Annotated in this window: 18 protein-coding genes; 9 read left to right on the plus strand and 9 right to left on the minus strand. The window is 57.1% G+C overall.

Annotation, left to right across the window (positions count from 1 at the left end; genetic code table 11):
* The 5 genes from dptF to ACFOSS_RS12705 form a co-directional block, all read right to left on the minus strand.
* Entirely contained in the window at positions 1 to 1,710 is a 1,710-nt protein-coding gene (dptF, locus tag ACFOSS_RS12685; RefSeq protein ID WP_377153054.1) for a DNA phosphorothioation-dependent restriction protein DptF, read from the minus strand.
* A gap of 215 nt (positions 1,711 to 1,925) precedes the next feature.
* Positions 1,926 to 2,315, minus strand: a complete 390-nt coding sequence (locus ACFOSS_RS12690) for a hypothetical protein (protein ID WP_377153056.1) — start codon at positions 2,313 to 2,315, stop codon at positions 1,926 to 1,928.
* A 101-nt stretch (positions 2,316 to 2,416) separates the two neighbouring features.
* Positions 2,417 to 2,893 carry a hypothetical protein gene (locus ACFOSS_RS12695; protein ID WP_377153058.1) on the minus strand — a complete coding sequence of 159 codons (477 nt, stop codon included), beginning with the start codon at positions 2,891 to 2,893 and terminating at the stop codon, positions 2,417 to 2,419.
* 137 nt (positions 2,894 to 3,030) lie between these two features.
* Positions 3,031 to 3,534, minus strand: coding sequence for a hypothetical protein (locus ACFOSS_RS12700; protein ID WP_377153059.1), 504 nt, complete (start codon positions 3,532 to 3,534; stop codon positions 3,031 to 3,033).
* Positions 3,476 to 6,178 carry a glycoside hydrolase family 19 protein gene (locus ACFOSS_RS12705; RefSeq protein WP_377153062.1) on the minus strand — a complete coding sequence of 901 codons (2,703 nt, stop codon included), beginning with the start codon at positions 6,176 to 6,178 and terminating at the stop codon, positions 3,476 to 3,478. The genes ACFOSS_RS12700 and ACFOSS_RS12705 overlap by 59 nt, the downstream gene beginning before the upstream one ends.
* A gap of 211 nt (positions 6,179 to 6,389) precedes the next feature.
* Here ACFOSS_RS12705 and ACFOSS_RS12710 point away from each other — a divergent pair, with 211 nt between their 5' ends.
* The gene (locus tag ACFOSS_RS12710) at positions 6,390 to 7,991 is read left to right on the plus strand and encodes a GGDEF domain-containing protein (RefSeq protein WP_377153064.1); all 1,602 of its coding nucleotides are present in this window, start codon (positions 6,390 to 6,392) and stop codon (positions 7,989 to 7,991) included.
* Here ACFOSS_RS12710 and rlmF read toward each other — a convergent pair.
* Entirely contained in the window at positions 7,915 to 9,015 is a 1,101-nt protein-coding gene (gene rlmF / locus ACFOSS_RS12715) for a 23S rRNA (adenine(1618)-N(6))-methyltransferase RlmF (protein ID WP_377153066.1), read from the minus strand. The genes ACFOSS_RS12710 and rlmF overlap by 77 nt on opposite strands.
* A 177-nt stretch (positions 9,016 to 9,192) precedes the next feature.
* Between rlmF and ACFOSS_RS12720 the strand changes: the two genes are divergently transcribed.
* The 8 genes from ACFOSS_RS12720 (at position 9,193) to ACFOSS_RS12755 (ending at position 20,912) form a co-directional block, all read left to right on the plus strand.
* On the plus strand, positions 9,193 to 9,504 hold the full coding sequence (locus ACFOSS_RS12720) for an ArsR/SmtB family transcription factor (protein WP_377153069.1): 312 nt from the start codon (positions 9,193 to 9,195) through the stop codon (positions 9,502 to 9,504).
* Positions 9,505 to 9,534: 30 nt separating this feature from the next.
* On the plus strand, positions 9,535 to 11,694 hold the full coding sequence (gene aas, locus ACFOSS_RS12725) for a bifunctional acyl-ACP--phospholipid O-acyltransferase/long-chain-fatty-acid--ACP ligase (protein WP_377153071.1): 2,160 nt from the start codon (positions 9,535 to 9,537) through the stop codon (positions 11,692 to 11,694).
* Between the two features lie 2 nt (positions 11,695 to 11,696).
* The gene (gene lplT / locus ACFOSS_RS12730) at positions 11,697 to 12,950 is read left to right on the plus strand and encodes a lysophospholipid transporter LplT (protein WP_377153073.1); all 1,254 of its coding nucleotides are present in this window, start codon (positions 11,697 to 11,699) and stop codon (positions 12,948 to 12,950) included.
* A gap of 10 nt (positions 12,951 to 12,960) precedes the next feature.
* Complete coding sequence (locus ACFOSS_RS12735; RefSeq protein ID WP_377153075.1) at positions 12,961 to 13,587, plus strand: CDP-alcohol phosphatidyltransferase family protein; 627 nt, start codon at positions 12,961 to 12,963, stop codon at positions 13,585 to 13,587.
* Positions 13,588 to 13,609: 22 nt separating this feature from the next.
* Complete coding sequence (locus ACFOSS_RS12740) at positions 13,610 to 14,536, plus strand: phosphatidate cytidylyltransferase (RefSeq protein WP_377153077.1); 927 nt, start codon at positions 13,610 to 13,612, stop codon at positions 14,534 to 14,536.
* 14 nt (positions 14,537 to 14,550) lie between these two features.
* Positions 14,551 to 15,252 carry a lysophospholipid acyltransferase family protein gene (locus ACFOSS_RS12745; RefSeq protein WP_377153079.1) on the plus strand — a complete coding sequence of 234 codons (702 nt, stop codon included), beginning with the start codon at positions 14,551 to 14,553 and terminating at the stop codon, positions 15,250 to 15,252.
* 99 nt (positions 15,253 to 15,351) lie between these two features.
* Positions 15,352 to 19,752: a response regulator gene (locus tag ACFOSS_RS12750; RefSeq protein ID WP_377153081.1), complete on the plus strand. Its 4,401-nt coding sequence runs from the start codon at positions 15,352 to 15,354 to the stop codon at positions 19,750 to 19,752.
* Positions 19,749 to 20,912 (plus strand): response regulator, encoded by a 1,164-nt coding sequence (locus ACFOSS_RS12755; protein WP_377153083.1) that lies wholly within the window; start codon positions 19,749 to 19,751, stop codon positions 20,910 to 20,912. Before ACFOSS_RS12750 ends, ACFOSS_RS12755 begins: the two co-directional genes overlap by 4 nt.
* A 54-nt stretch (positions 20,913 to 20,966) precedes the next feature.
* Here ACFOSS_RS12755 and ACFOSS_RS12760 read toward each other — a convergent pair whose 3' ends face one another.
* The 3 genes from ACFOSS_RS12760 to ACFOSS_RS12770 form a co-directional block, all read right to left on the minus strand.
* Positions 20,967 to 23,012: a nitrilase-related carbon-nitrogen hydrolase gene (locus ACFOSS_RS12760; RefSeq protein ID WP_377153085.1), complete on the minus strand. Its 2,046-nt coding sequence runs from the start codon at positions 23,010 to 23,012 to the stop codon at positions 20,967 to 20,969.
* A 29-nt stretch (positions 23,013 to 23,041) separates the two neighbouring features.
* Positions 23,042 to 24,268: a nicotinate phosphoribosyltransferase gene (gene pncB, locus ACFOSS_RS12765; protein ID WP_377153087.1), complete on the minus strand. Its 1,227-nt coding sequence runs from the start codon at positions 24,266 to 24,268 to the stop codon at positions 23,042 to 23,044.
* 169 nt (positions 24,269 to 24,437) lie between these two features.
* Positions 24,438 to 25,184, minus strand: coding sequence for a carbonic anhydrase (locus ACFOSS_RS12770; RefSeq protein WP_377153089.1), 747 nt, complete (start codon positions 25,182 to 25,184; stop codon positions 24,438 to 24,440).
* Positions 25,185 to 25,218 lie beyond the last annotated feature (34 nt).

Raw genomic sequence — 25,218 nt, forward strand, 5'->3', positions numbered from 1 at the left:
TTAGATCACCCCACTGACAGCGATCATGCCGTCATCCAGACTGGCGCTATAGCTTTTGCCAGATTCATAAAACTTGAGGATTGGGCTTCGACGAGCCACTTCGCTGATCTGATCAACAATCTCATCCAGCAGCACAATGGCATTTTTGTCGTATTTGTTAGGGCAATAGCCCCGATTCAAACGCCAAATCAGTTCGAACAAATTGAGATTGATGGCAATCGGTTTGAGCTCGTATTCGCCTTGTCTATCCGCCACTTTGATAAATGTTTGGAACTGCGAAACCTTCTCGACCCGTTCGAAGTGGACGCGAGTAAAATCCGCCTTGATGGTGATCGACGCTGCCAGTTTGACGCTGCCGAATTGCCCCAGGAACCATTCGCCTTTTTCTAATTCAGGGGCATTGCGGTTGGCGTAACGAAATACCGCACTGATCAGTTCATTCATGTAGAAGGGGCGCAAAGCCAGTTTGCGTTCGTTACTGCCGTCATAATCACTATGCTGCATCCAGACCTGGGCATAAGAGTTCAATAGACTCTCGGCAAAATCGGCAGAAAACTGCTGATGATAGTCGTTGCCTAGAGACTGATGCTGTAACAGGTAAAACAGGCGGATCATGGAGGCGGCCTCACCGGCCGTCTCGCGCTCTGCCGAAAAATGAATTCCCAATTCAGCCAGTGTTTGTAAAAACGCATCGAGCTCTGGATCTGGTAGTGCCAACTCATAACGCAAAACAAACTGATCCAGCGCCCGGGTGTGTAACAACGCAGGGTCAAACTCTTCCAAACGGGCAACCAACTCGTTATCCGATCCCGAAAACAGGTTATCGAACAGATAACCTGGCCCCAGCAGGAGGTGATGCAGTAAATCCAGCAAGGCGCGCGTGGTAACAAACTGATCCTTGTACAGACGAGCCTTAAACAGGTTGGTAATAATGACTTCCTGCACCGAGGGCATGGCCAGCAATCGGTAATTCGCCAGCACTTGGGCATCGGCACCTGACTGCATCTGCGGCTTGGCCAATAGATAGAAGAGATTGCTGTCATCTTGCTGGGTCAGGCGCGAGAACAAATGTCGAACGAACTCCGAATAGCCTTCTGCATCCTGGCTAAATTGAAACTTCGGATACTGTTCAAAATCGAGAAAGTGGAAGCGCTCAAAAGCACATGAGTCGTCATCCCGATCAAACGAACGGTAGCCTCTCTCCAAAAAACCTTCGATTACAGTACGAATGTAATGGTGACGCGAGGCCCCTTCCTTGGCGAAGTTAGCCAACATGCCAATGTTGATGCCCAACACGAGGGGTCGAGGATCAGCAATAGCTTCATCAAAGAGTTGGTCGAGAGCCTCAATGGCGGATTGGTGGGGTTGAAAGCTATGGGTGGCGTCGAGATGAAACCTGAATTTATTGTGATAAGTCTCGTAGGCGCGAGTCAGGATCTCGGATTTACCATCGCCACTACTACCGCAAAGGAAGATAACTTCATTGCCTCGCAGCGAGGTCAGTAGTTTTTTGAAGTCCTTCTCTATGTCTTGTTCGACATACAAATAGGCCTTTAGCTCGTCGTAAATGTCTTTAGGACGTTCACTAACTGTCGAAACAGAAAAGGGTGAAGATTTGGCAAGAACACCCAGTGCCTGCCGAAGTGTGATCGTGCTCATATCGTCATGTTTTATTTGGCTTTTCTGAATTCTATTACAGTTGACAAGCAAAGAGCCATATAAAACCCAGTCACAAAATCACGTTTTTTAAGTTTTTTTTGGATGAAAGCTCTAATCCCGATACAAAGCGATAACAAAACCGAGGCATGGCTAAAAAAAACGCAATCTGTTTCTTACGAGGACCCGTACTGAAGATGAAGCAGAGCTCTGTTAGCACAAAAAAATGCCGCTATTGAGCGACATTTTGCGTAGAGCCCACAACCAGGCTAGTGTGCGTCGCCATACTCTTCGCCATTCCAGCGCAGGCGGGTATCAGGCCCGCACCACAGATCCGGCATACCTGCGTGCTGGTTGTTGAAATAGCCAAACTGCTCGCAGAGGAACGGCAGATTGATGCGTTTGCCATGCAAAATGAATGCAATGGTCAGCTGTGGCCGATTGAATAATCCATCATTCTGCGGGCACGCCGTATCACAGGTAACCGGTGCGGCCTGACGGCTAAAATCGTAGATCACGGTGTTCATATGATGATCACCATCCAGATCCGCCGTCAGGATTAAATCTGTTAACAGCTCGCCCTGTGTTTGATTGGCGATAACCCTGGCATCCAGGATAAGGGTTGGCACTGTGCTCAGCGAAACAACAAGCGTCGTCATGCTAATAATCATTGCTACTGACACCCGTTATACGCAAGCCGTTATATACAACCCGTGTGCTGAAATATACTGATGCTGCAATAAATTAACCGCTCTCATACTCATCTATCGATGATTTTTAAAAAAACTTGTTCACCCATTTCCACTCTCGGAATGTCCTGATATACCTCGGAAAACAACCCGTTTTTGTTACCCGAACAGGCTCGATCAGAGAGCATGACACCATTTCGCCACACCATAACCCCTATGGCATCCAGTGGCGGATCTCTGGCATAGGTAATGGCATCATAAAAATAATAGCTATAGTCACCTCGGGAAAATTGAATATAGGCAACATCTCCACCACTAAGAGGAGAGCTGGCCATTTTAAACGACGCATCTGTTTTCGATGCATGGACGTTCAGATCCTTCACATTTAAAATGGAGTGTGAATATATAATACTCTCGCCATCCAATATGATCTGATACGAGTATTTTCCAATGTTACAATTAAAAAGAATTTCAGCCGACTTTACGTTTGCTGAAAGAATAACAAAAAAGACCGCCGCATGTAATGCATTCAGTAAAATTTGTTTCATTTACAATGAATTCCTCCTCAGCCATTCTATCCTCCAGAGAACATTGATTGTGATTAAAGCGATAACAAAACAAGCATCAACCAATCCAAATGCAGGGCGTATAAATAGAAGATCCACTTGACACATATATCAACAATCTAATCTCGATTATCAAACACCTCATTTTGGATTTTTATATCTAGCTCTTCTTCAGAAAGAACTCTAAATGCCGGAGGGAACAACCCATTAGCAGAACCTGAACAATGTCTATTCGAGATAATTTTATTCTCATGCCAAACCATTACACCAAGCACATCTATATAAGGTTCAGAGGCATAAGAGACCGCATTATATAAATAGTAATCGTATTCACCATTCTTAAAATGAACATATGCCATTCCTCCACCACTAAAAGGAACACTAGCTACCTTAAAGGGATTGTTTTTTTGTGTACTAGAAAGGGAAAAGTCTTGTATTCCATTTTTTTTATGCACATAAAAAACTCGACCTGCATCATCTTGAATAAGCTCATACTTTAAAACCCCGCTATTACAGTTAAATAAAATCTCACTCGCCTTGGAAAGTGGCGAAGTGAAAGCACAACTAAATACCAATATGAGATTTAATCGCTCTAGTTTTTTCCATTCTATCTTGCAATCCATTTACACCCCCATTGATCTTATTAGTCACAATGCGAACATCATCTATGTCAGCGGCTCTGTTTATATCCATCATGCCCCAGTAAAAACAAGAGGCCTCCACCGCATACTTCAACGAGCTAGAAATTAAATCAGGATCAGTAACAAAATCACGTATATCATCAGAAAAATGTTCATTGTGATAATTCGTGAACAACCTGTAATTCCTTTTCCACGTCAGTTGAATCAACCCCCTTGCTCTGTATTTATATCCATCACCAGATTCATAAGAACCATTCTCCATGTTATTTGAATAAACCAAGCTACCAAGCGCTGCCGGATGACGAGTATAGTTTTGGGGGTTACTCCAAAGCTCTTCGCGCCCGGCATGAACACCTCGTGTACAGCTGTCGACGCTGGCGTTGTAATTTCTTGACCCTCCGCTGCAACCAAATATTTCATGTATTCGCTGCGTGCTGGTGTAATTCAGATTCTCCGCTCTTGGTCTAAATCGGGACTCATGGGCCATTTGTGCCAGAAAATGACAAATGCGCAGTGGCGTATTGATTTCAAATACCGTCATAAATTGATTGAGATAACGCAGCAGCTCGTCACAGTTTTCATCGGCTAATTCCGGTACCAGCACCACCAGCATTTCTTTGGTCACCAGCTCGGCTATCGCCTTGGTCGTATTCAGCAGCTGAACCATTAATAACGGATGCATAAACACCAGCGGCTGATTAAATAACGCCAGCTCGATGGCCAATTGCTTGATGCGTTGTGTTTCCATCTCAATCAACTGCAAGTGAGCCTGTTGTTGCTGCTGTTCCGCGGCAGACAGGCATGCCGGCGGCAAAGCCAACAGCCGCGCCTTGCTGTCTTGCAAATGTTTTTCCACCTTCTGTCGCCAGGTTACGCCCCACTCGCTGTCATGCCGGACCAGCAGGCGCGACAGCTGGCCCCGACTCTGAGCATCCTGCAAGGCGGATCGCAGCTCGTCGGCATCCACCACACCATTCTGATCCCGATCCAGAGCCCGCAGTGTCTGGCTAAACAGGCCGGGTACCTGATTAGCCTGCAGATCAATCACCACCTGCTGACCGGCATCATGTCCATTCAGCAGGCGAAAGCCCTGACGCGCTAGATCGAAGGGGCCACATAGCGACACGCTCTGCTCTGGTAGCAACGCCGTCTCCAGCCGCGTCGGCCCGCACTGGGTTGCGCCCAATTCGCACCAAGGCTGGTGTTCGTGCTCAAAGTGCCGCAACACCGGCACACACTGTCCGGCATCGGCATGTAATGCGGTCAGCTCTGGTGCAGCATCCGTCTGCTGGCCAGGGCAATACAGGGCCTCATCCCCGGACAAACAGGCCCAGTGAGTGTCGACGCTCACCTCGGCGGCATTATCCAGCCAGCACTGAATCAACGACGCCTCGGCATCGGTAAACAGTTCAAGATGCAACCGGTACTCGGTGTCGACCCTGGCCAAGTCAGTCAGTGTTGGGCTGTCATAACAGCCGGCAAATCCGACTGGCTCACCGGCTTGGATGGGATAGTCCGATGCCACCAGAGTGTCAAACTGGCTGGGTGGTTCGTCTTGCAGTGAGGCTAATCCAGGCTCCAGCGACAGCCAGATCTGGCCGCTTAATGGCCCATCGGACTCGCCATCCACACCATGGATGATCTCGGCGGCAAACACACTTTGGACGCGGCCATCCCGTTGCACAGGGCGACAGAGGTGGCGATCGATGCGCAACGTGGCTCCGACTTGCAGGCGCCCTTCGGCATCACGCTGCTGCCAGGCTTCGGCAGTGCGGTAAACCGGCTGCGGTTGACGTAACGTCGCCATCTGATAACGCTGCAAGTAACCAGGCAACGCCCGTGGCGGGCTGAAGATCTGCTGGTTGGCATGCTCGACATACTCAGGACTGTCCGCAACCCAAACCTCAGCACCAACGGCAATATGATGAGCCGAATCCGGGCCTTTCTCCTGCACCCTGGCGCGGACAAACTCCAGCTCGCGTTGCTGCGTTCGCCCTTGCACGCGCTCGGCAATCGACAATCGCCGGCGCTCGCTGTCAGCCAGCAGGACGCTACCTGCTCCCAGCTTGCCCAAACGCCGGGTAGGGTCATCCGCCCGGCGAACATAGATACGCTGGCGCAGACGCACAATGGCTTGCTCACTCGACACCGGCTGATAGTGGTGGTAGTCCGCCAGGTGCATATACAGGCTATACAGGCGCAGCTGGTTCTGCGCTCCGTGTGCGCCGGCAGGCGAGCAGTAATCATGCCGAATGAGACAAAAACTGCTGCTATAGCGCAGTGCCTTGTCACCCCATGACAGCGTTGGATAACGCTTGTTTAGGCGCCAGGCGATCACGGTGCCATCCATCAGGCAGCGCAGCGGCTGCTGATCCACATGCTGCGGATAATGCTGATCGGTCAGATGAATGCCGCCATGCCAGCTCAGATTCTGTCCGAGTAAATAACCGCCCAGGGTTTCTCCCAACACAAGTGCGGCCACATCTCCCCCCGGCTCAACCGGGCGGCCATCGGCCTGACAGAACGGCATACACAGCCGTGTAGTCGTCACTGGGGGTGACGCTATGGCAGGCGATGCCGGGCGCTCGCCCACAGACACCGCTGATTGAGTGGTTGCAGCCGTCATGAGATGACACCGTAATGGTGGGTGGCAAAAGCTTGTCACACCCCTTCACGAATCGCGCCTGTCGAATCAGGCAAAGCAACATGCTCATAACGGGCGTCTGAGTCGGCAAAGCGTGCACCACGGCTGCTGATGCCGGTTAATAACTGCAATAACCAGCCTGTTTATATGCCTTTTGTGGGGATGGGCCTAGACTCATGCTACGGGGGCAGAAATGAAGATTCGCCAGGACAGACGCAGTTACTACATCTTTCTGTTGCTAACCATCAGCAGCAGTGTGTTGACCTTGCTGATCGGCATCGGCATGGGCTGGCTTAACTTGCAAAATACCATTGAAGGGCGCGGCCGTGATTTTCACAAGCTCTTGCTCACCCTCGATAGCCTCTACCTCTCGCCACTGAGTCACAACAACCAGACCATACTGGCCATCATCGAGGAGCAGATGGATAAACCCGCCATTGCCCGCGGGGAGCCGGCGTTAAACGCGGTGTGGAATGCCGCCTATCGCTTGCGCGCCGAACCGGCCTATCTGTTTTTTTACAATATGGCGACGAACCGGCTCGACACCTACCCGCACTGGGCGCCGAACGAACCATACAATCCCAAAGTTCGCCCCTGGTATCAGGCGCTGCTCGCCGAAGGCGGCGATTCTCAGCTGATTGGCCCGTATCGCGAATTCAATAGCGGTGACTGGATGCTGAGTTACACGCGACGGGTGCGCAATCACGACGGCGCCATTCTCGGCTTGCTGATAGCGGATATTCCTGTCGACCGCATCCATGAACGCTTGCAACAGAGCCTAAAAGATGTCGGCGTCGGGTTAAGAGTGCTACACCACCAGACCGGTGAGCTGATCACCGAAATCTATCCCGAACGCTTCCCGCCCAGCGGTGACGGCTCGCATGCTAGCTCCAGTTGGCAAATCTTGCATCACGGGCAGCAATTGAACTACCGCAACGGCGAAAGTCTGCTGGATCTGCAACTCTACTTGCCAGCCAGCCTGTTTATGGAGTCCGTACTCGGAACCTTGCGTCTCATCGTGCTGCCGATGGTGTTGTTGTTTGGCCTGTCACTGGCCAGCCTGACGGTGCTGATCCTGATCTTTCGGGCCGAGCAGCGCCTGGTGGCCAAATTGTTGGCCGGTGAGGATCCGGAAGTGTTACACCAACGCCTGTCAACCTGGTTCAGCCGCGACGTGTTGGCCCGCGCCCACCTGCTGCGCCATGAACAGATGGCAAATCGCGAGGCACTGCTGACCGACCCATTGACCGGCATCCTGAACCGCCGGGCGTTCGATCTGGATCTGGCCAGTACGCGCAACCAAGCCTCGGCTCTGACGCTGATGTTGCTGGATGTCGATCGTTTCAAGGAAGTGAATGATCAATTTGGCCATCAGGAGGGCGATCGGGTGCTTATCGCCGTGGCGCGCCAGCTGCGAGAGGTGATGCAGCCGGCGCTCAGCTACCGCATCGGCGGTGATGAGTTCGCGGTGCTGACCGCCGAACGCCGGGCGGCCGTCTTGCTCGACAGTGTGCAACGCCTGCAGCATGCCTTACGGCGGCTGACGCCAGGTAGCGTGACCGTTAGCATCGGCATTGCCACCGTGGACGACAGCCGGGACTCCGGGCTATTTGAACTGGCAGATGCCAGCCTGTATCGCAGCAAACAGCATGGCCGCGATGGCTGGACACTCAGGACGGCACATGGTGACTGGTTCAACAGTGGCAGCCCACCGGTCTTTAACGTCCCCAGCGAAACTGGCTCCAGGCCTGCTGCTGCGCCAAAGGCTGATACGTCCACGCCACCAGGCGGCTGATCTTCTGGCCCTGCGTCATCTCGACCACCCGCACCTCGACCGCCCTGGCGGCCTGCAACGCCTTGCGCAGCGGCGCCACATTCTCCCCCTTGGAAACCAGGGTACTAAACCACAACACCTGAGCGGCATAACGTTGGCTATCGCGGATCATGCGCAGGATAAAGGCCAGCTCACCGCCCTCACACCAGAGTTCATTATTCCGTCCGCCAAAATTCAGCTGGACGCGGTCGAGATTGGCCTGTTGCTGGTTGCGCGGCTTCTGGCTGTTGAGGTTGCGCAACTTGCGCAGCGAACCGCTCTGCGCATCACGGGCCGACGCGTGGAACGGCGGGTTACAGAGCGTCAGATCGATGATGTCACCCGGTTTAATGATGTTGCCGAATATTTGCTGCTCATCTGGCTGCTGGCGACACTCAAGTGCCGCCGCCAACGCCGGATTAGCCGCGCGAATAAGCTCGACCGATGCCAGGGCGCCGGCATCGATATCGGCGCCGATAAAAGACCAGCCATACGCGTGATGACCGATGATCGGGTAGATGGCGTTCGCCCCCACACCGATATCCAGTACAGTGACACCCGCCCCCATGGGGACTTTGCCGCGATGGCCGCTGGCCAGCAAATCGGCCAGGTAGTGAATGTAATCGGCCCGCCCCGGGATCGGCGGGCAAAGATACCCGTCCGGAATATCCCAGGAGACGACGGCGTAATAGTGCGCCAGCAGCGCCTGATTCAGTGCTTTGACAGCGGCGGCATTGGCAAAGTCGATGGTCGCCCCGTGAGGCCCGCTGATGACAAACGACTGTAATCTGGGCGAGGCCTGACACAACGCCGTGAAGTCATAGCGGCCCTGATGCGGATTGCGCGGATGCAGTTGCCCCTTGACGCTAACAGGCTGTTTGCCTCCCGCACCACGTCGTGACGGCGTAGCCGCTGGTTTGGCCGGCTTGTCAGCCGCCGCAGCCGACTGACGTCGTGGCTTGGCCGCAGGCGCGGCAATAGCAAATTTGGCAGGCGCTCGACTCATGGCGCTATCTCATTCATTCAACCGGGCGCCGATCTTGGCCAGATCACGTAAAAAGCGCAAGTCATCGATGCAGATCACAGCTGGATAAAAAAAGTTCGCTCGAGTCCTTTGCAAACCCTTTACACTTGGACGGCACCGGCTATTATGTCGACATGTTTAAGAACATCGAAATGAAATATGCACACTGACTACTCGCGCGCCATTCCGGATACCTGGCAGCAAATCGCCAAGGTGTTCAATGCACTGGGCGATGAACATCGCCAGCGCATCCTGCTGACCTTCGAACCGGGTGAACGGTTGACGGCGGGCCAGCTGGCCGAGGTTTCAACCCTGTCACGTCCGACCGTATCCCATCATCTGAAGATCCTGCGTGAGGCCGGGGTGCTGGAGCATGAACGACAAGGCAAGGAAATCTATTTCTGGATCAACAAAGTGTTCTTGACCGACGCACTGCAGAAGGTATTGACCTATCTGCAGGACGAAGTCTGACGTCTGCCACAAGGAAAAAAGGAAGCATTGATGCGTACCCTGTTTATTCTGCTGCTGCGTAACCTGTTCCGTCTGCTGTTTCGCGTCGAGGTCCGTGGTGACTGGAGCGCGCTGCAGCAAGAGCGTGTTTTGGTTGTCGCCAACCATGAATCGTTCCTCGACGGTATGTTGCTCGGTCTGTTCATGCCCTGCCGACCGGTGTTTGTCGTCCACACCTGGGTGGCCGAGCACTGGCTGTTCAAGCCGCTGTTGTCGCTGACCGACTATCTGGCTGTGAACCCGACCAGCCCGATGGGCATGAAACAGGTTGTGCGTCTGGTCGAGCAGGGGCGCCCGGTGGTGATCTTTCCCGAGGGACGACTGACCGTGACCGGCTCCTTGATGAAAATCTACAATGGCCCGGCGTTTGTCGCCGCCAAGACCGGCGCCACTGTAGTCCCGGTGCATCTGGATGGTCCCGGCCGCACTTTCTTCAGCCGATTGCGTGGCCATCCGCAGCGTCGCTGGCTCCCCAAAATGCGTCTGACTGTGATGCCGAGCGAACAGATCCGCATGCCGGACGCAGCCAGCAGTCATGAGCGTCGTGAAAAGGCCGGGGAAGCCATGCGTCGCATCATGCAGCATATGCTGTTCGCCTCGCGCCCCCGCGGCAGCCTGTATGAAGCGCTGGAAGGTGCCATCAGCCGCTGTGGCCGCCGCTATGGCCTGCTGGAGGACATGCGTCAGGTCGAACTCAACTATGGCGATATCCTGAAAATGACGCTGGCACTGGGGCGGATTACCAGCAAGCTGGCCGCGCCGGGCGAGCGCATCGGCCTGCTGCTGCCCAACGTCTCGGCAACCGTGGGCCTGATGCTGGGCTCCGGCGCCTTTGGCCGCGTGCCAGCGATGTTGAACTACACCGCCGGGCGGCAGGCCATCGAGTCCGCCTGCCAGGTCGCCGCCGTACGTCAAATCATCACCTCCCGCGCCTTCGTCGAGACCGCCCGCCTGACCGAGGTCATCGCTGCGCTGGGGCAACAGTTGCAGATCCACTATCTTGAGGATCTGCGCAGCCATCTGGAGCTCAAAGACAAACTCTGGCTGCAGAGCGCCCTGCTCGTACCCAGCTGGTTGCGGCAATGGGCCTGGTTGCCTGCCCCGCAACCGGATGCCGAAGCGGTGACCCTGTTTACCTCCGGCTCGGAAGGCACGCCTAAAGGTGTCGTGCTGAGCCATCGCCAGTTGCTGGCCAACCTGGCACAGGTACAGTCGGTGATTGACTTCACTGCCGGCGACAAATTCATGAACGCCTTGCCGATCTTCCACGCCTTTGGTTTGACCGCCGGTACCCTGCTGCCTCTGATGACCGGCACCAAGCTGTTTCTCTACCCGTCCCCGTTGCACTACAAGGTGATTCCCGAAGTGGTCTACGACCGCAACTGCTCCGTGCTGTTTGGTACCAGCACCTTTTTGGGCCAGTACGCCAAGCACGCTCACCCCTATGACTTTTTCCGCATGCGGTATGTGATTGCCGGCGCCGAGAAACTGGCTAGCAGCGTGCGCGAGCAGTGGTTCGAGAAATTCGGTATTCGCATCCTCGAAGGCTATGGCGCGACCGAGACGGCGCCGGTTCTGGCCGTCAACACGCCGATGGCGTATCGCACCGGCACGGTTGGTCAGTTCCTGCCCGGTATCGAGTGGCAGCTGGAGACGGTCCCGGGGATCGAGCAGGGAGGCATCTTGCACGTCCGGGGCCCGAACGTGATGCTGGGCTATCTGCGCGCCACCGCCCCCGGAGTGCTGGAGCCCACCGCCTCTGAACGGGGTGCCGGCTGGTACAACACCGGAGACATCGTCGAGGTGGACGAGGAGGGCTTCGTCCATATCAAGGGCCGCCTGAAGCGCTTTGCCAAGATCGCCGGCGAGATGATCTCGCTGGAAGTGGTCGAGAAACTGGCTACCCTCGCCTGCCCCGCGGGCCAGCATGCCGCCAGCTCACGACCGGACGAGAGCAAGGGCGAGGCGCTGGTGCTGTTCAGTACCCAGCCCGTCAGCATAGAACAGCTGAGCCAACTGGCTCGCGAACAGGGTTTCCCTGCGCTGGCAGTACCGCGCGACGTGCGCGTGGTCAGTGAATTGCCACTGCTAGGCACCGGCAAAACCGATTATGTCACCCTCAAGGCGCTGGCCGCCTCCAGCGGAGTCTGAAGATGGAACATCACACTCATACGCAAACCGCACAACCCCTGTTATCTCGCGGCCTGGTGGCCGTGTTGATCGCCCAGTTTCTCTCGGCGTTTGCCGATAACGCGATTCTGGTGGGTGCCCTCAAGCTGGTGATGACGCTGGCCACAGAGAAAGGCATGGATGCGGTCTTGCAGGGCAGCTTCGTCCTGCCCTATATCCTGCTGGCGCCGTTTGTCGGCCTACTGGCCGACGGCATGCCCAAAGGGCGCGTCATGTGGCTGGCCAACAGCATCAAGCTGGTCTCAGGGATCGGTATGCTGCTGGTGGCATGGTACGGTAGCCAGCAAGCACTCATTCTGGTAATTGCCGCCTATGTGCTGACCGGGATTGGCGCCGCGATTTACTCGCCGGCCAAGTACGGCATTCTGACCCAACTCTGCGGCCCGGCCCACCTGGTCAAGGCAAATGGCATGATGGAAGGGTCGACCATAGTGGCGATTCTGCTGGGCTTTGTCTGCGGCGGCCTGCTGGCAGATGTGTCGCTGACCGGTTTGCTGGTTCTGGTTACCTGTTGTTATGCCCTCGCCGTCGGGTTGTCGTTGCTGATTCCGCGGCTGCCGGTGGTGCATGGCTTCACTGGCGCGGCGCTGCCGGCCATGGTGAAGGATTTTGCCGGCGCCGTCGCGACCCTGTTGCGCGATCGCAAGGCGCGCACCTCGCTGCTCGGCACCAGCCTGTTCTGGGGATCAGGCTCAACACTGCGTCTGGTGCTGTTCGCCTGGGTACCCTTCACCCTCGGCCTGACCGATACCAGTGCGGCGACGAATCTCGGTGGCGTGGTCTCGGTCGGTATCATCGTCGGCGCCGGGCTTGCCGGGGCGCTCATCCGCCTCGAGCATGCCGGCCGCGCGCTGTGGGCGGGCCTGCTGATTGGCGCCCCACTGCTGTTCATGGGCTTGACCACCCAATTGTGGCAGGCTGGTGCGCTGCTGATTGCACTGGGGGCCGCGGCCGGTTTCTTCGTCGTGCCGCTCAATGCCCTGCTGCAAGATCGTGGACAGGCGACCGTGGGCGCCGGTCACGCCATTGCCGTACAGAACTTTTGCGAGAACCTGCTGATCGCCGCATTTGTCGGCGTGCACTATGTCGCCAGCCAGTTCCTCGATCCGGCACAGGAGGTCTTCGCCTTCGGTGTACTGCTGATGCTGATCATGGGGCTGCTGTTTGTCAGCTATCGCCGTGGTCGACGTCATGATGTCGTCGCCGACGCCGCCTGAGGAGTACACCATGCCGAGCGTCTATCAACTTAAACCCCGCTTTCTGGCACTGCTGCGCCCACTCACCTGCCAGCTGGAGCGGCGTGGCGTCACCGCCAACCAGGTCACCAGCCTTGCCTGCCTGCTATCCGTCGGCTATGGCGCCGTGCTGGCATTGTCCGCAGACACGACGCTGGGGCGCTATCTGTGGCTCGGCCTGCCGTTATGGCTGTTTGTCCGCATGGCGCTCAACGCCATCGATGGTCAGCTGGCACGGGAGTTCAACCACAAGAGCCGCCTCGGCGGTCTGCTCAACGAGATGGGGGATGTGCTGGCGGATGCCGCCCTGTTTGCGCCCCTGGCCCTGGTGAGCGGGCTTTGGCCCGCCGTGGTGCTGGCGTTTATCTGGTTGGCACTGCTGACCGAATATGCCGGCGTCTGTGGCCTGCTGATTGGCGGTGGACGTCGCTACGAAGGCCCGATGGGCAAGAGTGACCGCGCCACCCTGATCGGTGCGCTCGGCATCTGGATTGGTCTGGGTTGGCCGGTCGCCGGTGCCCTGCCCTGGATGTCGCTCGTGTTGCTGCTGGCGTGCGGCGCGATGGGACTCACCTGCTACAATCGACTGCGCGCGGCACTGGCCGCAGAATCTGCCTAAGACAAGACCAAGGAGTCTGAGCATGGATCCGCTATATCACGGTATTACGTTGGTGTTATCCATCCTGGCAGCAGGTTATGCGATTACCCGCTGGAAAGTGCCTGCCAGCCACCCGGCGCGCAAGGAGATCCTGGTGCGCATCCGCACCTGGTGCTGGATCATCGCCTTCTTCCTGCCGGTACTGCTATTTCCCCAACCGTTGCCCTCTATCTTGATGGCACTGGTCAGTTTCATGGCATTCAAGGAGTTCATCTCGCTGACGCCAAACCGCCAGCAGGACCGCTGGGCCTTCCTGTGGGCCTATATGGCTATCCCGCTGCAGTACTTTTGGGTCATCCAGGCCTGGTATGGCATGTTTATCATCTTTATCCCTGTCTATCTGTTCCTGTTGCTGCCGACGCGGCTGGTCCTCTCCGGTCATCCCAAAGGCTTTCTCAACGCCACCTCGACACTGCACTGGGGGCTGGTCACTACCGTCTTTTCGTTGAGTCACATGGCCTACCTGCTGGTGCTGCCGGAACTTGAGGCCCATGGTCGGCTGATCAGCGGTGCCAGCCTGCTGTTCCTGCTGGTGTTCCTGACGCAGATGAATGATGTGGCGCAGTTTGTCTGGGGCAAGACCCTGGGCAAACACAAGATCCTGCCCCTGGTCAGCCCGAACAAGACCTGGGAAGGCTTCCTGGGGGGCGCCGCAACGACTGTCGTCATCGCCACCCTGCTCGGCCCGCTGTTTACGCCACTGGACTGGCCGCGCGCACTGCTGGTTGGCCTGGAGATCGGGGTCTTCGGCTTTATCGGTGACGTTGTGATGTCAGCGGTAAAGCGCGATATCGGTGTCAAGGATACCGGCACCCTGCTGCCGGGCCATGGCGGCATTCTGGATCGTCTCGATTCGCTGACGTTCACGGCACCGCTCTATTTTCACACCCTCTACTACTTCTACTACTGAGGCGGGAGGTCAGCATGCAAAGCGATCTGCCCCGCCCTTACTGGCTGTATGCGCTGTGCCGGCGTCTGTTCGTACTGGTCGTCGCCTGGCCTGTGGTCTTGTTGTGGCTTGGACTCACGGTGCGTCACCGCATGCGGTTGCCGCGCCGCGGGCCTGCGGTGATCATCGCCAACCACAACAGTCACCTCGACCTGCTGGTCTTGCTGACCCTGTTGCCACTCTCGCGGCTGCCGCTGCTGCGTCCAGTCGCCGCCGCCGACTATTTTTTCAGCACGGCACTGCTGCGGTTCATCGCGCGCTGGTTTCTGGGCTTGATCCCGGTACAGCGCGGCTCAGCCAGGGGAACAAATAGCGTCACGCCAGCAGGCGACCCACTACTACTGTGCCGCGAGGCGCTGGCACGTGATGAAATATTGCTGTTGTTTCCCGAAGGGACCCGCGGTGAGCCGGAGGTCATGTCCAAGCTCAAACCAGGGCTCTGGCATCTGCTGCGCGATCAGCCTGCGGTTCCGGTCGTTCCGGTCTATCTACAGGGCTTGGGCAAGTCAATGCCCAAGGGGGAATGGATCCCGATCCCGTTTTTTGTCGATGCCTATGTCGGCCGGCCCCTGCCTTATAGCGACGACAAGGCGGCTTATCTGCAGACCCTGGCCAATTGCTTTGCCATCCTGGCAACCAAGGGCGCCACTCGGATACAGCGGCGCACTGCAGAATAAAGATGGTAAACGATTGCCAGATTTCGCTTTTGCTTGCTGCCAGACTCAGGAAGACCTGATAGATTCTCTTCATCCCCACCTGATGCGCCGGAGCGGATGATGGCATTGGCTCGAAACCGGTTCTCCTTTTTGTACATGATGCTCAGCCGCGCGTTCGGCATTGTTTTTGTCGCCTTGCTGCTGTTTGGGCTCGCCATCAATTTCCTGCTGATTCGTCCTACCATGTCCCGCATTGCCGACGCCGAAATGCAACAGGCGTCAGCGGAAATGGAAACCAGCATCTTGCAACTGGCTCAAGGCACAGAAACCATCCTGAGTACCATTCGTGGCGTTCTGGAGCACAACCATCTCTCCCCCTCGGGGCGTTCGGATAGCCAGCAACCCTGGCCGGCTCATCAACAGGAACTGGCCGCACTCAATTCCTTTTTTTTACCCTTCATTGATAATCACAACAGCATTTTCTCCATCCATCTCGCCAGGCTGGATGGCGCCGAGATTTTGGTGATGCGCGATGAGAACGGCCTGCCGGCAAATCGTGTCAGCCGCCCGCTCGCGCAAGGCAACGAGGTCATTCAGCAGCAGTGGACCGCCGATCTTGAGCTCGTTAGCAGCCAGCGCCAGACATCCGATTATGATGCCCGGAGCCGCCCCTGGTTTATCGGGGCTCGTCAGGCCGCAGCGCGCCACGCCATCAGCTGGACCCAGCCGTATGTCTTTGTTGCGACCGGTGAACCTGGCGTGACGGTCAGTCAGCAATTTCGCGCCCTTGATGGACAAAGCTACATCCTTGCCGTTGATATCCGCCTGACGGATTTGTCGGAGTACACCAACCAGCTCAACGTCAGTAAACAGGGATTTCCGCTGCTGCTGGATAGCCAGATGCGTATGCTCTCCCGACCGCAAAAAATGCTCACCACTGTCATGCAGCGGCAACAGCGGCTTCCGCAATTATTTGACGCGGTTGATGGTATCGGCCATCCGGCTGTCGGCGAGTCCGTTAAAGCGTGGATAGCCAACGGCAAACCCGCCCGTGAGCTGCAGAGTATTCGTCTTAGCGATGGCTCCGACTGGTTCTATCAATTCCGCCCTCTGCCACTCGGTGGCAAGACCATCTGGGCGGCCATCTATGCGCCACGCAACGACTTTGTTTTTCTTGGAGCCAAAGAATGGGCCCTGTTCCTGGGCCTGCTGCTGATGACACTGCTGCTGGCGGCCCTGCTGGTCATCCCCTCGTCACGACGCATTGCCGGCCAGCTAAGAGCGCTGGTCCGCGAGAGCCACCGCCTGGGCAATATGGACTTGCAGTCCCCGGTGACGGTGCAAAGTGAGATCAGTGAACTCAAGGCCCTGGTCTCGGCACAGGAACTGATGCGCCGTAATCTGCTGGATGCCACCAGGTCACTGGAGCAGCTTAACGACACCCTGGAAGAGAAGATCAGGGATCGAACCCAAGAACTGGAGCAGATCACGGCATCGGCCGAGTGGTCGCGCCGTTTGATCACCGAGATCACCGAATCGGTACCTTGTGCGGTATTCCGCTATGAGATGCGTGCCGATGAGGCGCTCGGCCGCTTTACTTTCATTAGTAATCGCTCCGAGCAGGTCTGGGGAATCAGCAGTCAGGCGATGCTGGAGGACCCCGAACTGCGCTGGCAACGGGTCCACCCCGATGACATCGACATGGCCAGGCAACGGCTGCATGAGCAGGCGTCCAGCGCCGCAAACCGCGACATGTTATTCCGTATCTACAATCAGCAACGGCAACTCCGCTGGCTCGAAACGCGCGCCGAGGTGACAGAGCCCGAACCCGGACACTATGTCTGGAATGGCTACTGGCGCGATGTGACCGAAGAACAACAAGCCAAACAGGCGCTGGCCGATCAGTTGACCTTCCAGCGTGTGCTGATGGATACCATCCCCTATCCCCTGTTCTATAAAGACGCCGAATGCCGCTTTGCTGGCTTCAATAAGATCTATGGCGAGACCTTTGGCGTGGATACACAACAGCTGATTGGCAAGACAGTGCTGGAGCTGGAGTACCTGCCACTCGAGGATCGACGCCATTATCAAGAGGAGGACGAGCGCATCATCCGCGAGCTGGGGTCGGTCCAGCGCGAGATGCCCATTCCTTTTGCCGATGGCCAGGTGCACCAAACCCTGTATTGGGTCTCGGGATTTCACAAAGGAGATGGTCAACCCGGCGGTTTGATCGGCACCTTTGTGGATATCTCGTCACAGAAGCAGGCTGAAGCCAAACTGGCCGAAGCCAAAGAACTCGCCGAAGAAGCCGCCAAAGTGAAAGCCGATTTTCTGGCCAATATGAGTCACGAAATCCGCACGCCGCTCAATGCCATTCTGGGCCTGACCCACCTGTTGCAAAAGTCTCAACTCGATGCCCGGCAAGGTAATTTCGTTGACAAGATCCATCGCTCCGGCCAGCACCTGCTGGGGGTCATCAACGACATTCTCGACTTCTCGAAGATTGAGGCCGGAAAATTGGCCTTGAATCCGCAACCTTTTGCCCTCAACACCCTGCTGGAAGACTTAATCGATCTCACCGCCGAAAAGGCCCGGCAGAAGGGGCTGGAGTTCATCATCGATATCGCGCCCGATGTTCCTTATGAGCTGATTGGCGATGAGTTGCGGCTGGGGCAGATCCTGATCAATTACATGAGTAATGCGGTCAAATTCACCGAACACGGCGACATCCGGCTGGAAATCCGTGTGGAGCAGCGCAGCGAACAGGGCCTGCTGCTGTATTTCGCCATCCACGATACCGGTATCGGCCTCACGGAAGAGCAGCGCGGCAAACTGTTTCAAAGTTTTCAGCAAGCCGATGCCTCCACCACGCGTAAGTATGGCGGCACAGGATTGGGGCTGGCCATTTCACGGACACTGGCCGAGATGATGCACGGTCAGGTAGGCGTAGAGAGTCGCTACGGCGAAGGCAGCACGTTCTGGTTCACCGCGCTGTTACAACCGGTTCCTGCACCGGGCGCCGCCATGCTGACACCGAGCGTGGATCTGCTGGGAGCACGCATTCTGGTTGTCGATGACAATCCCAAGGCTGCCACCGCGGTGACCAACATGCTGTTGGCCATGCGCTTCGACGTCATCCTGGCGGATTCGGGACAACAGGCCCTGCAAACACTGGCTGACATGCAGACGTCCCAGCCTGTTGCCCTGATCGTGTCCAAAGTCAGTCTGCCGGATATGGATGGCTTGCAACTGGCCAGGAGGCTGGCCGAGCAGGCGATGACAATCCCGCTGGTACTGTTACACCCAAGCGATCCCGGCACTGACTCCGAGCTCATGCAAAGCACCTTGGTCGCCGCCCACCTGACCAAGCCCATCACACCATCACAGTTATTTGATACCGCCATGCGGCTGCTTTCAGACCACCCGACCGCGGAAAGATTTCCGCAGCGTCGTGCCCAGGGAACAGACTATCAGGCCGAATTGAGCGTTATCGCCGGCGCGCGCCTATTGCTGGTTGAAGATAACGATCTCAATCAGGAGGTCGCAAGTGAGTTACTGCGCAGTGCCGGCTTCCACGTCGATATCGCCGGAGACGGACAGGCGGCGATCGACCAGATGCGGCGCGTCGATTATGACCTGGTGCTGATGGATGTACAGATGCCGGTCATGGATGGACTGACGGCGACACAGCACATCCGGTGTGAACCACACTGGACCAAGCTGCCCATCATTGCCATGACAGCCAATGCCATGGAACAGGATCGTCAGCAGTGTCTGGATGCCGGCATGGATGACTTTGTCAGCAAGCCCATCGAGCCCGCCCAGTTATGGCAAGCGCTGCTGCGCTGGATCCCGGCGCGGCATCCCGCTCAGGTGGCGCCTGGCGGCCCGCTAAAATCCGATACGCACCCCGCGGCTATCGATATCCCGTTACCGGACATTGCGGGGATTGATACGGCGCTGGGGTTAAGCCGGGTGATGGGCAACCGTGCCTTGTACCGTAGTTTGTTGCAAAAATTTGTCGCGGGACAACGTGACTGCATCAGTCGCATTCGCGTAGCCCTCGCTGCCGGCGATCGGGCGTTAGCCGAGAGGCTGGCTCATACCCTTAAAGGCGTCAGTGGCAATATTGGCGCCTCCACCCTGCAACAGCAGGCGGCCGAGCTGGAAAAGCACCTCCGTGACCACGGTGACGAGGCCAGCCTGTTGACGCGACTGAACACCACAGCCATGAGTGTCGAACAACTCTGTGCGCCGCTCGCAGCAGCGCTCGTCACCGCAGATGAAACGCCTGTGGCGAGAGACGGCGTGGTGGAAGATATCAAGCCCCTGCTCACCCGACTGGCCGACCTGTTACGCGGGGATGATGCCGAAGCGCTGGATCTGCTGGAGCGCCACAGCGCTGCATTATCCGCCAGACCGAGCCCCCACCTGGGGCCGCTCGAAACCGCCATCCGCGACTACGAATTTGAGCAAGCCCTGACGATTGCCGAAAAATGGATAGAGGAGCTGACGCCATGAGCACAGATGACGAGGCACAACCACTGGATAAACCCACCGTGCTCGTCGTTGACGACACGCCGGAAAACCTGACGCTGATGAGCTTTTTGCTCAAGGAACTGTATAAAGTCAAAGTCGCCAACAGTGGCGAAAAGGCCTTGCGGATTGCCCTGCAGCCGCCACAACCCGATCTGATACTGCTGGATATCATGATGCCGGAGATGGACGGGTATGCCGTCTGCCGGCACCTGCGCCAGCAAGCCGCTACCCGTGACATCCCGATCATTTTCCTCACCGCCAAAGCCAGTGTGGAGGATGAGGAGTTTGGCCTTAAACTGGGAGCCGTGGATTACATCACCAAGCCCATCAGTCCGCCGGTGGTGCTTGCCCGGGTCAAGACCCATCTCAACTTGAAAGCCAGCGCCGATTTCCTGCGCAGTAAAAGCGATTTTCTTGAGCAGGAGGTCGCCCGACGCACCCGCGAGGTGAATGCCATCCAAGATGTGACCATTCTGGCGATGGCTTCGCTGGCTGAAACCCGCGACAACGAGACTGGCAACCATATCCGCAGAACCCAGCATTACGTCAAGGCTCTGGCCGAAGCCTTGCAGCACCATCCGCGCTTTGCCCACCAGCTGGATGACGCCACCATATCGCTATTGTTTAAATCTGCGCCGTTACATGACATCGGCAAGGTCGGCATTCCGGATCGCATTCTGCTCAAGCCTGGCCGTTTCGAACCTACCGAATTCGAGATCATGAAGCGTCACCCCGAACTCGGACTCAATGCCATTGAGCATGCCGAAAAAGCACTGGGTGCCTCGGTGGATTTTCTGAAGCTGGCCAAGGAGATTGCCTATTGCCACCATGAGAAATGGGACGGCTCGGGTTATCCGCAAGGGCTCGCCGGTGAGGCCATTCCGCTGTCTGCCCGCTTGATGGCCCTGGCCGATGTCTATGATGCCCTGATCAGCCGGCGGGTTTACAAGGAAGGGATGCCCCATGACAAGGCTGTGGCCATCATCGTCGAAGGACGGGGCAGCCATTTTGATCCGGATATCGTCGATGCCTTTTTACAGATAGAGGCGAGTTTTATCGCGATTGCCCAGCAGTATGCCGACTCACAACAGGCTCTGGAAGCCAAGGCGGCGGCACAGGCTGGTGACACGCCCGCGTCCTGATGGGACGCCAGTGCCCCTTGCCTGACCGCGGCCGGCAAGGGGCTGCCGCACACGCTAGAGGCTTGCGGCAAAGGCATCCATTTCGTCCAACTCCCGCTTGAGCTGGCTGGATATCACCGGAAAACGGCGGTAGGTCTTGGGGTCGGCACTGTCGGCTTCGATGTGGAAACTGACCGCAATCCGCTCGCGTTTCCACTGATTCCGACAATAAAGACCGTAGTAACGTCGCAACCACCCGGTCAGTGTCGCCACTGAATACTGCTGGGCAAACGGACTGCGCAGCAACTGCTGGAGCACGCCCTTGGGGGTCAGATGCTGGGTCTGACTGATGCGTCGAATGGCATCCAGTACCGGGAATGGCATCAGGTCCGCTTCATCGGTCTGCTCAACCGGGCGCAACTCCGCCGTTGGTGCCTGATTGACGATGGCGGCCATCTCCGCCAGCGCCAGCCGAGCGATACCGAGCACCTCGCCTTGTTGCAACGGGATCCCCTGCTCGAGGATATAACGGTTGATCTGCAGCACCCGTGACTTGCTGATGCCCCCGATCGGCGACAAGACACCCGAGGTATCTCCATCCATGGTGCAGTAGCCGACACTGGCTTCGGAGAGGTTGGAGGTGGCGATCAGCAGCTTGTTGCCACGATTGGCCAGCAGCCAGATCCCCGGCGCTCGTACCCGAGCCTGGATATTTTGCAACGCCAGATCGTCGCGCTGCCAGTTCAGCGGGTCGTCCGGCGTCAGGGCATTCGCCAGTTGCAGATATCCGTCAATCAGCGGAGCGATTGACCAGGCATGGTGTTGCGAGCCAATTCCAGCCGCCAACCCCGCCGCAGCATCACGGGTCACGCTGCCGCTGTATTCAGAGCCCTGATAGAGGGTGGTTAAAATCTGCGGCATCACGGCTCGTTTTAGCCACAACAACGGCGCTTCGTCTACGCCACGCGCGCCGATCTCAAAACGTCCCTTGGCCAGCTGCGCGAGGTAAGCCGACTCACCGAGAGAGGCATAGGCCTGCACCTGGGCAAAGAACACCAGAGCACCGCACAATGCCGAATCCGCCCCGCCGGACAGACTCAGTGCGTAGCCTCCAGTCCACGTCTTGCGTTGCCAATCCCACAGCCCGAGCGCTACGGCCCGGCACGCCTCGGCGTGTTCATCCTCGGCCGGTAGCGTGCACGGTGCAGACAACGCCCGCAGATAGGGCTCGCCAGCCCAGACAAAGTCGACGCTGGCAATGCCGTCTGCATGGCCAGGAAGCATAGGTTGGCTACTGATCAGCCGCTGTGCCCGGTTGATCTGCAGATCGACCGTGGCGCTGTACACTTTCAGTGGCGAAAAGCTCAGCCGCTCACCGATCATCACCAGCTCGCCATTGCTGGCAACCATCGCATCCCCGTCATAGACGGCCCGCCCGGCTTCACAGCCGAGCAGATTGGTATAGGCATACACGGCACCATACGCACGCGAGCCTTCACGCACAAACTGGCTGCGTTGCTGCTGTTTACCCAGTGCAAAGTGGCTGGCTGAGGGATTGAGGATGACATCGACCTGGCGCTCGAAGAGCGTGCGCCCGGGGCGGGAGGCCACCCAGGAGTCTTCACAGATCTCAAACCCAAGGCGCACACCGCTGACATCGAACACCAGATCGCCCACCGGCAATTCGCGTCCGGCATAGCTCAGTTGGGTAACGTGTCCTGCTGGCCACGGCGTGAACCAGCGCGGTTCATAATGGATGCCGTTGCGCGCCAGATGCTGTTTGCACACCAGGCCATGGATCTGGCCTCGTGACAAGAGGGCAACCGCATTGAACACCTGTCCGCCGGGAAAGTGCAACGGCAGCCCGATAGCCAGCAGCATATGTTCCGGCAGCTCATCGGCCAAGGCGGCGACCTGTGCCGGCAACGCATCCAGCCAGTCGGCGACAAAAAACATGTCTTCGCAGCCGTAACCGGTCAGCGACAATTCCGGGCACAAGAGCAGATCGGCGCCCATCGTAGCGGCCGCATCGACGGCTTGGCGTATCAACGCCAGGTTGCCGTCCAGATCCAGAGGGGTGGTATTGATACAGGCCGTAGCCAGAGTCAGGGTTTGACGCATCAGGAATGGCTCTCCTCGAGGCCAGCCCTCTATCCGGTCAGCTGGCTCATGATCTGTTGACGTACGCCGGCGTTTACCGCGAAAGCGTCCATCAGTTGCTGCATAAACTGGGGATCGCGGCAGAGATTCTTTGCCGGCGTATCCGATATTTTTGCCACGGAGCGGCCGTTGAAACGCACCATCTTCATGACACTGTTCAATGGCCGGTTAAGGCCGAAATCACCCGTTAACCAGGTTCCGATACCAAAATCACACTGGGTACGGCCGCGAAAATGACGATACAGGGCGACAGCACGCTGAAAGTCCAGACCATCGGAAAACACCAGATGCTTGCTCAGGGGGTCAATCCCCAGCGACTCCAGCCGCGCCAGCATGGCTTCGCCCCAGACTATCGGGTCACCGCTGTCATGTCGGAAGCCACTGTATTGATTTGCCAGCGTAAAATCCAGATCGCGACAAAAAGCATCCCGGCCAATCACATCGGTCAACGCCACGTTCCGCGCCTTGGGATAGACCTCAAGCCAGCGACGCAGTGCCGTGTGCTGACTGGCGGCCAACGGGCCATCCAGCGCTTGGAATGACTGCAGCCACTCGTGTCCCATGGTACCGACCAGCGGCAAGCCAAACTGCTGGGCCAACAGCGGGTTACTGGTGCCCAGTAACTGACGCGGCAGATGCTGCTTGAGCAGTGCGAGCACCTGTTGTTGGGCGGCAAAACTGAAACGCCGACGGGTACCAAAATCAGCAAAGCGGAAACCATCCAGATCGGTATCATCGCCCAGACGCTCCAGCTCGGCAATGCGCGCCATGGTGACGCGCTCGATGACGGCCGCATCAACCTCAGGATAACGCATGCTGTTACGCAGCTCGCTGAGGGTCGATAAAATCGGTATTTCCAGCATCGAGGTCTGACAAAGTGGCCCGCGCGCACGAATGGTGAGCTTGCCGGCCTGGATCCGCGCCTCCACCAACGAAGGGTCGAAACGAAAACGGTACAGGTACTCGAGAAAATCAGGGGAGAATTGTGGACAGCTGCGGGATAGTTCACGCAGTGCCGGCAGCTCGAGACGCATCTGCGCAAGACCCGCCAGCTCTTCACGCAGCAACTCCAGGTATGGAGTCAGATCCTCGTTGTTACGGCAGTGAAACACCCACTCAGACGAATGGTTCGGGACCTGCTGCAGGTAGGCCTGCAACATAGTCAATTTATAGAAATCGGTGTCCAGTACCCCATGGATACAGGTATTCCGCAGCATGCGGGCCTCTCGGTATTATCATCGTGCTTGAGTTATGACGTGACCGCCATGGCTGCGATCATCGGTGCAAATTAAACGGCGCAAAATATGCCTTGTCATAGCGGCCGTCAAGCGCCCTCACCTTTCTTTACACAAGTGCGCTTGACGACCAAGCCGGAATAACTATCGGTTATTCGACAATTTGACGTGCGCCCAACGGCTGCAGCGGACGGTTATTCGGGTGCCCCATCAACTGGGCAAATTGGGCAATTTGCTCTTTAGATGCCGTCATCGGGTGTTTAAGAACCAGCCAGCGCACGCCCTCGCTGCACGGGGGCGTGGTCAACGAGCCGGCAAAGCGGTAGTAATGTCTGTCGGTGGGAAGCAGATCTGCCACATTCACTGCAGGGTTCAGGGCCACTGTCGTGCCGGCCTTGGCCGGCATCTGCGCCCAGAGCGTCGCCAGCAAGGCGTTGGCGGCCCCCTCTTCAAACATCAGCCCGACGACGGCCAGGTTGCCATCCTGGTCGGCATGCACCAGATGCAGTTCCAGTGGATAGGCTTGGCCATTGATCCTGTTTTCGCTCGGAGCGTGGAAATGGAACTGCTTGAGCATGAAATCGCGGCCATCGATGCTGACATGGCTACCCTGCTGGTAGACCACCTGAATGGTGTGGCCATTGTTCAGGATTTGCTCCCCTCCGGTCTGATAGGCAACCGGCAAGGCTGGCAAACCGGCCTTGACCACCGACTGAATATCGACGGGAGCCTGATTTTTGCCGCTACCGCAGACGGCATACTCATCGCTGAGTTGGCCCCACTTGGCCGGTGCAATATCGCCAGCATACCCCCAATGAGCATGCTCCTCCTGAGCCAGAGCCGGGATCACAGATGAAGAGAGAAAAAGTGCACAGGTAAGCTTAGACAGTTGATTCACAAAGAAGACTCCAAAGAAAGAAAAGGGGCCAACA

The organism is Pseudaeromonas sharmana (genome assembly GCF_042649925.1).
Taxonomy (GTDB): Bacteria; Pseudomonadota; Gammaproteobacteria; order Enterobacterales; family Aeromonadaceae; genus Pseudaeromonas; species Pseudaeromonas sharmana.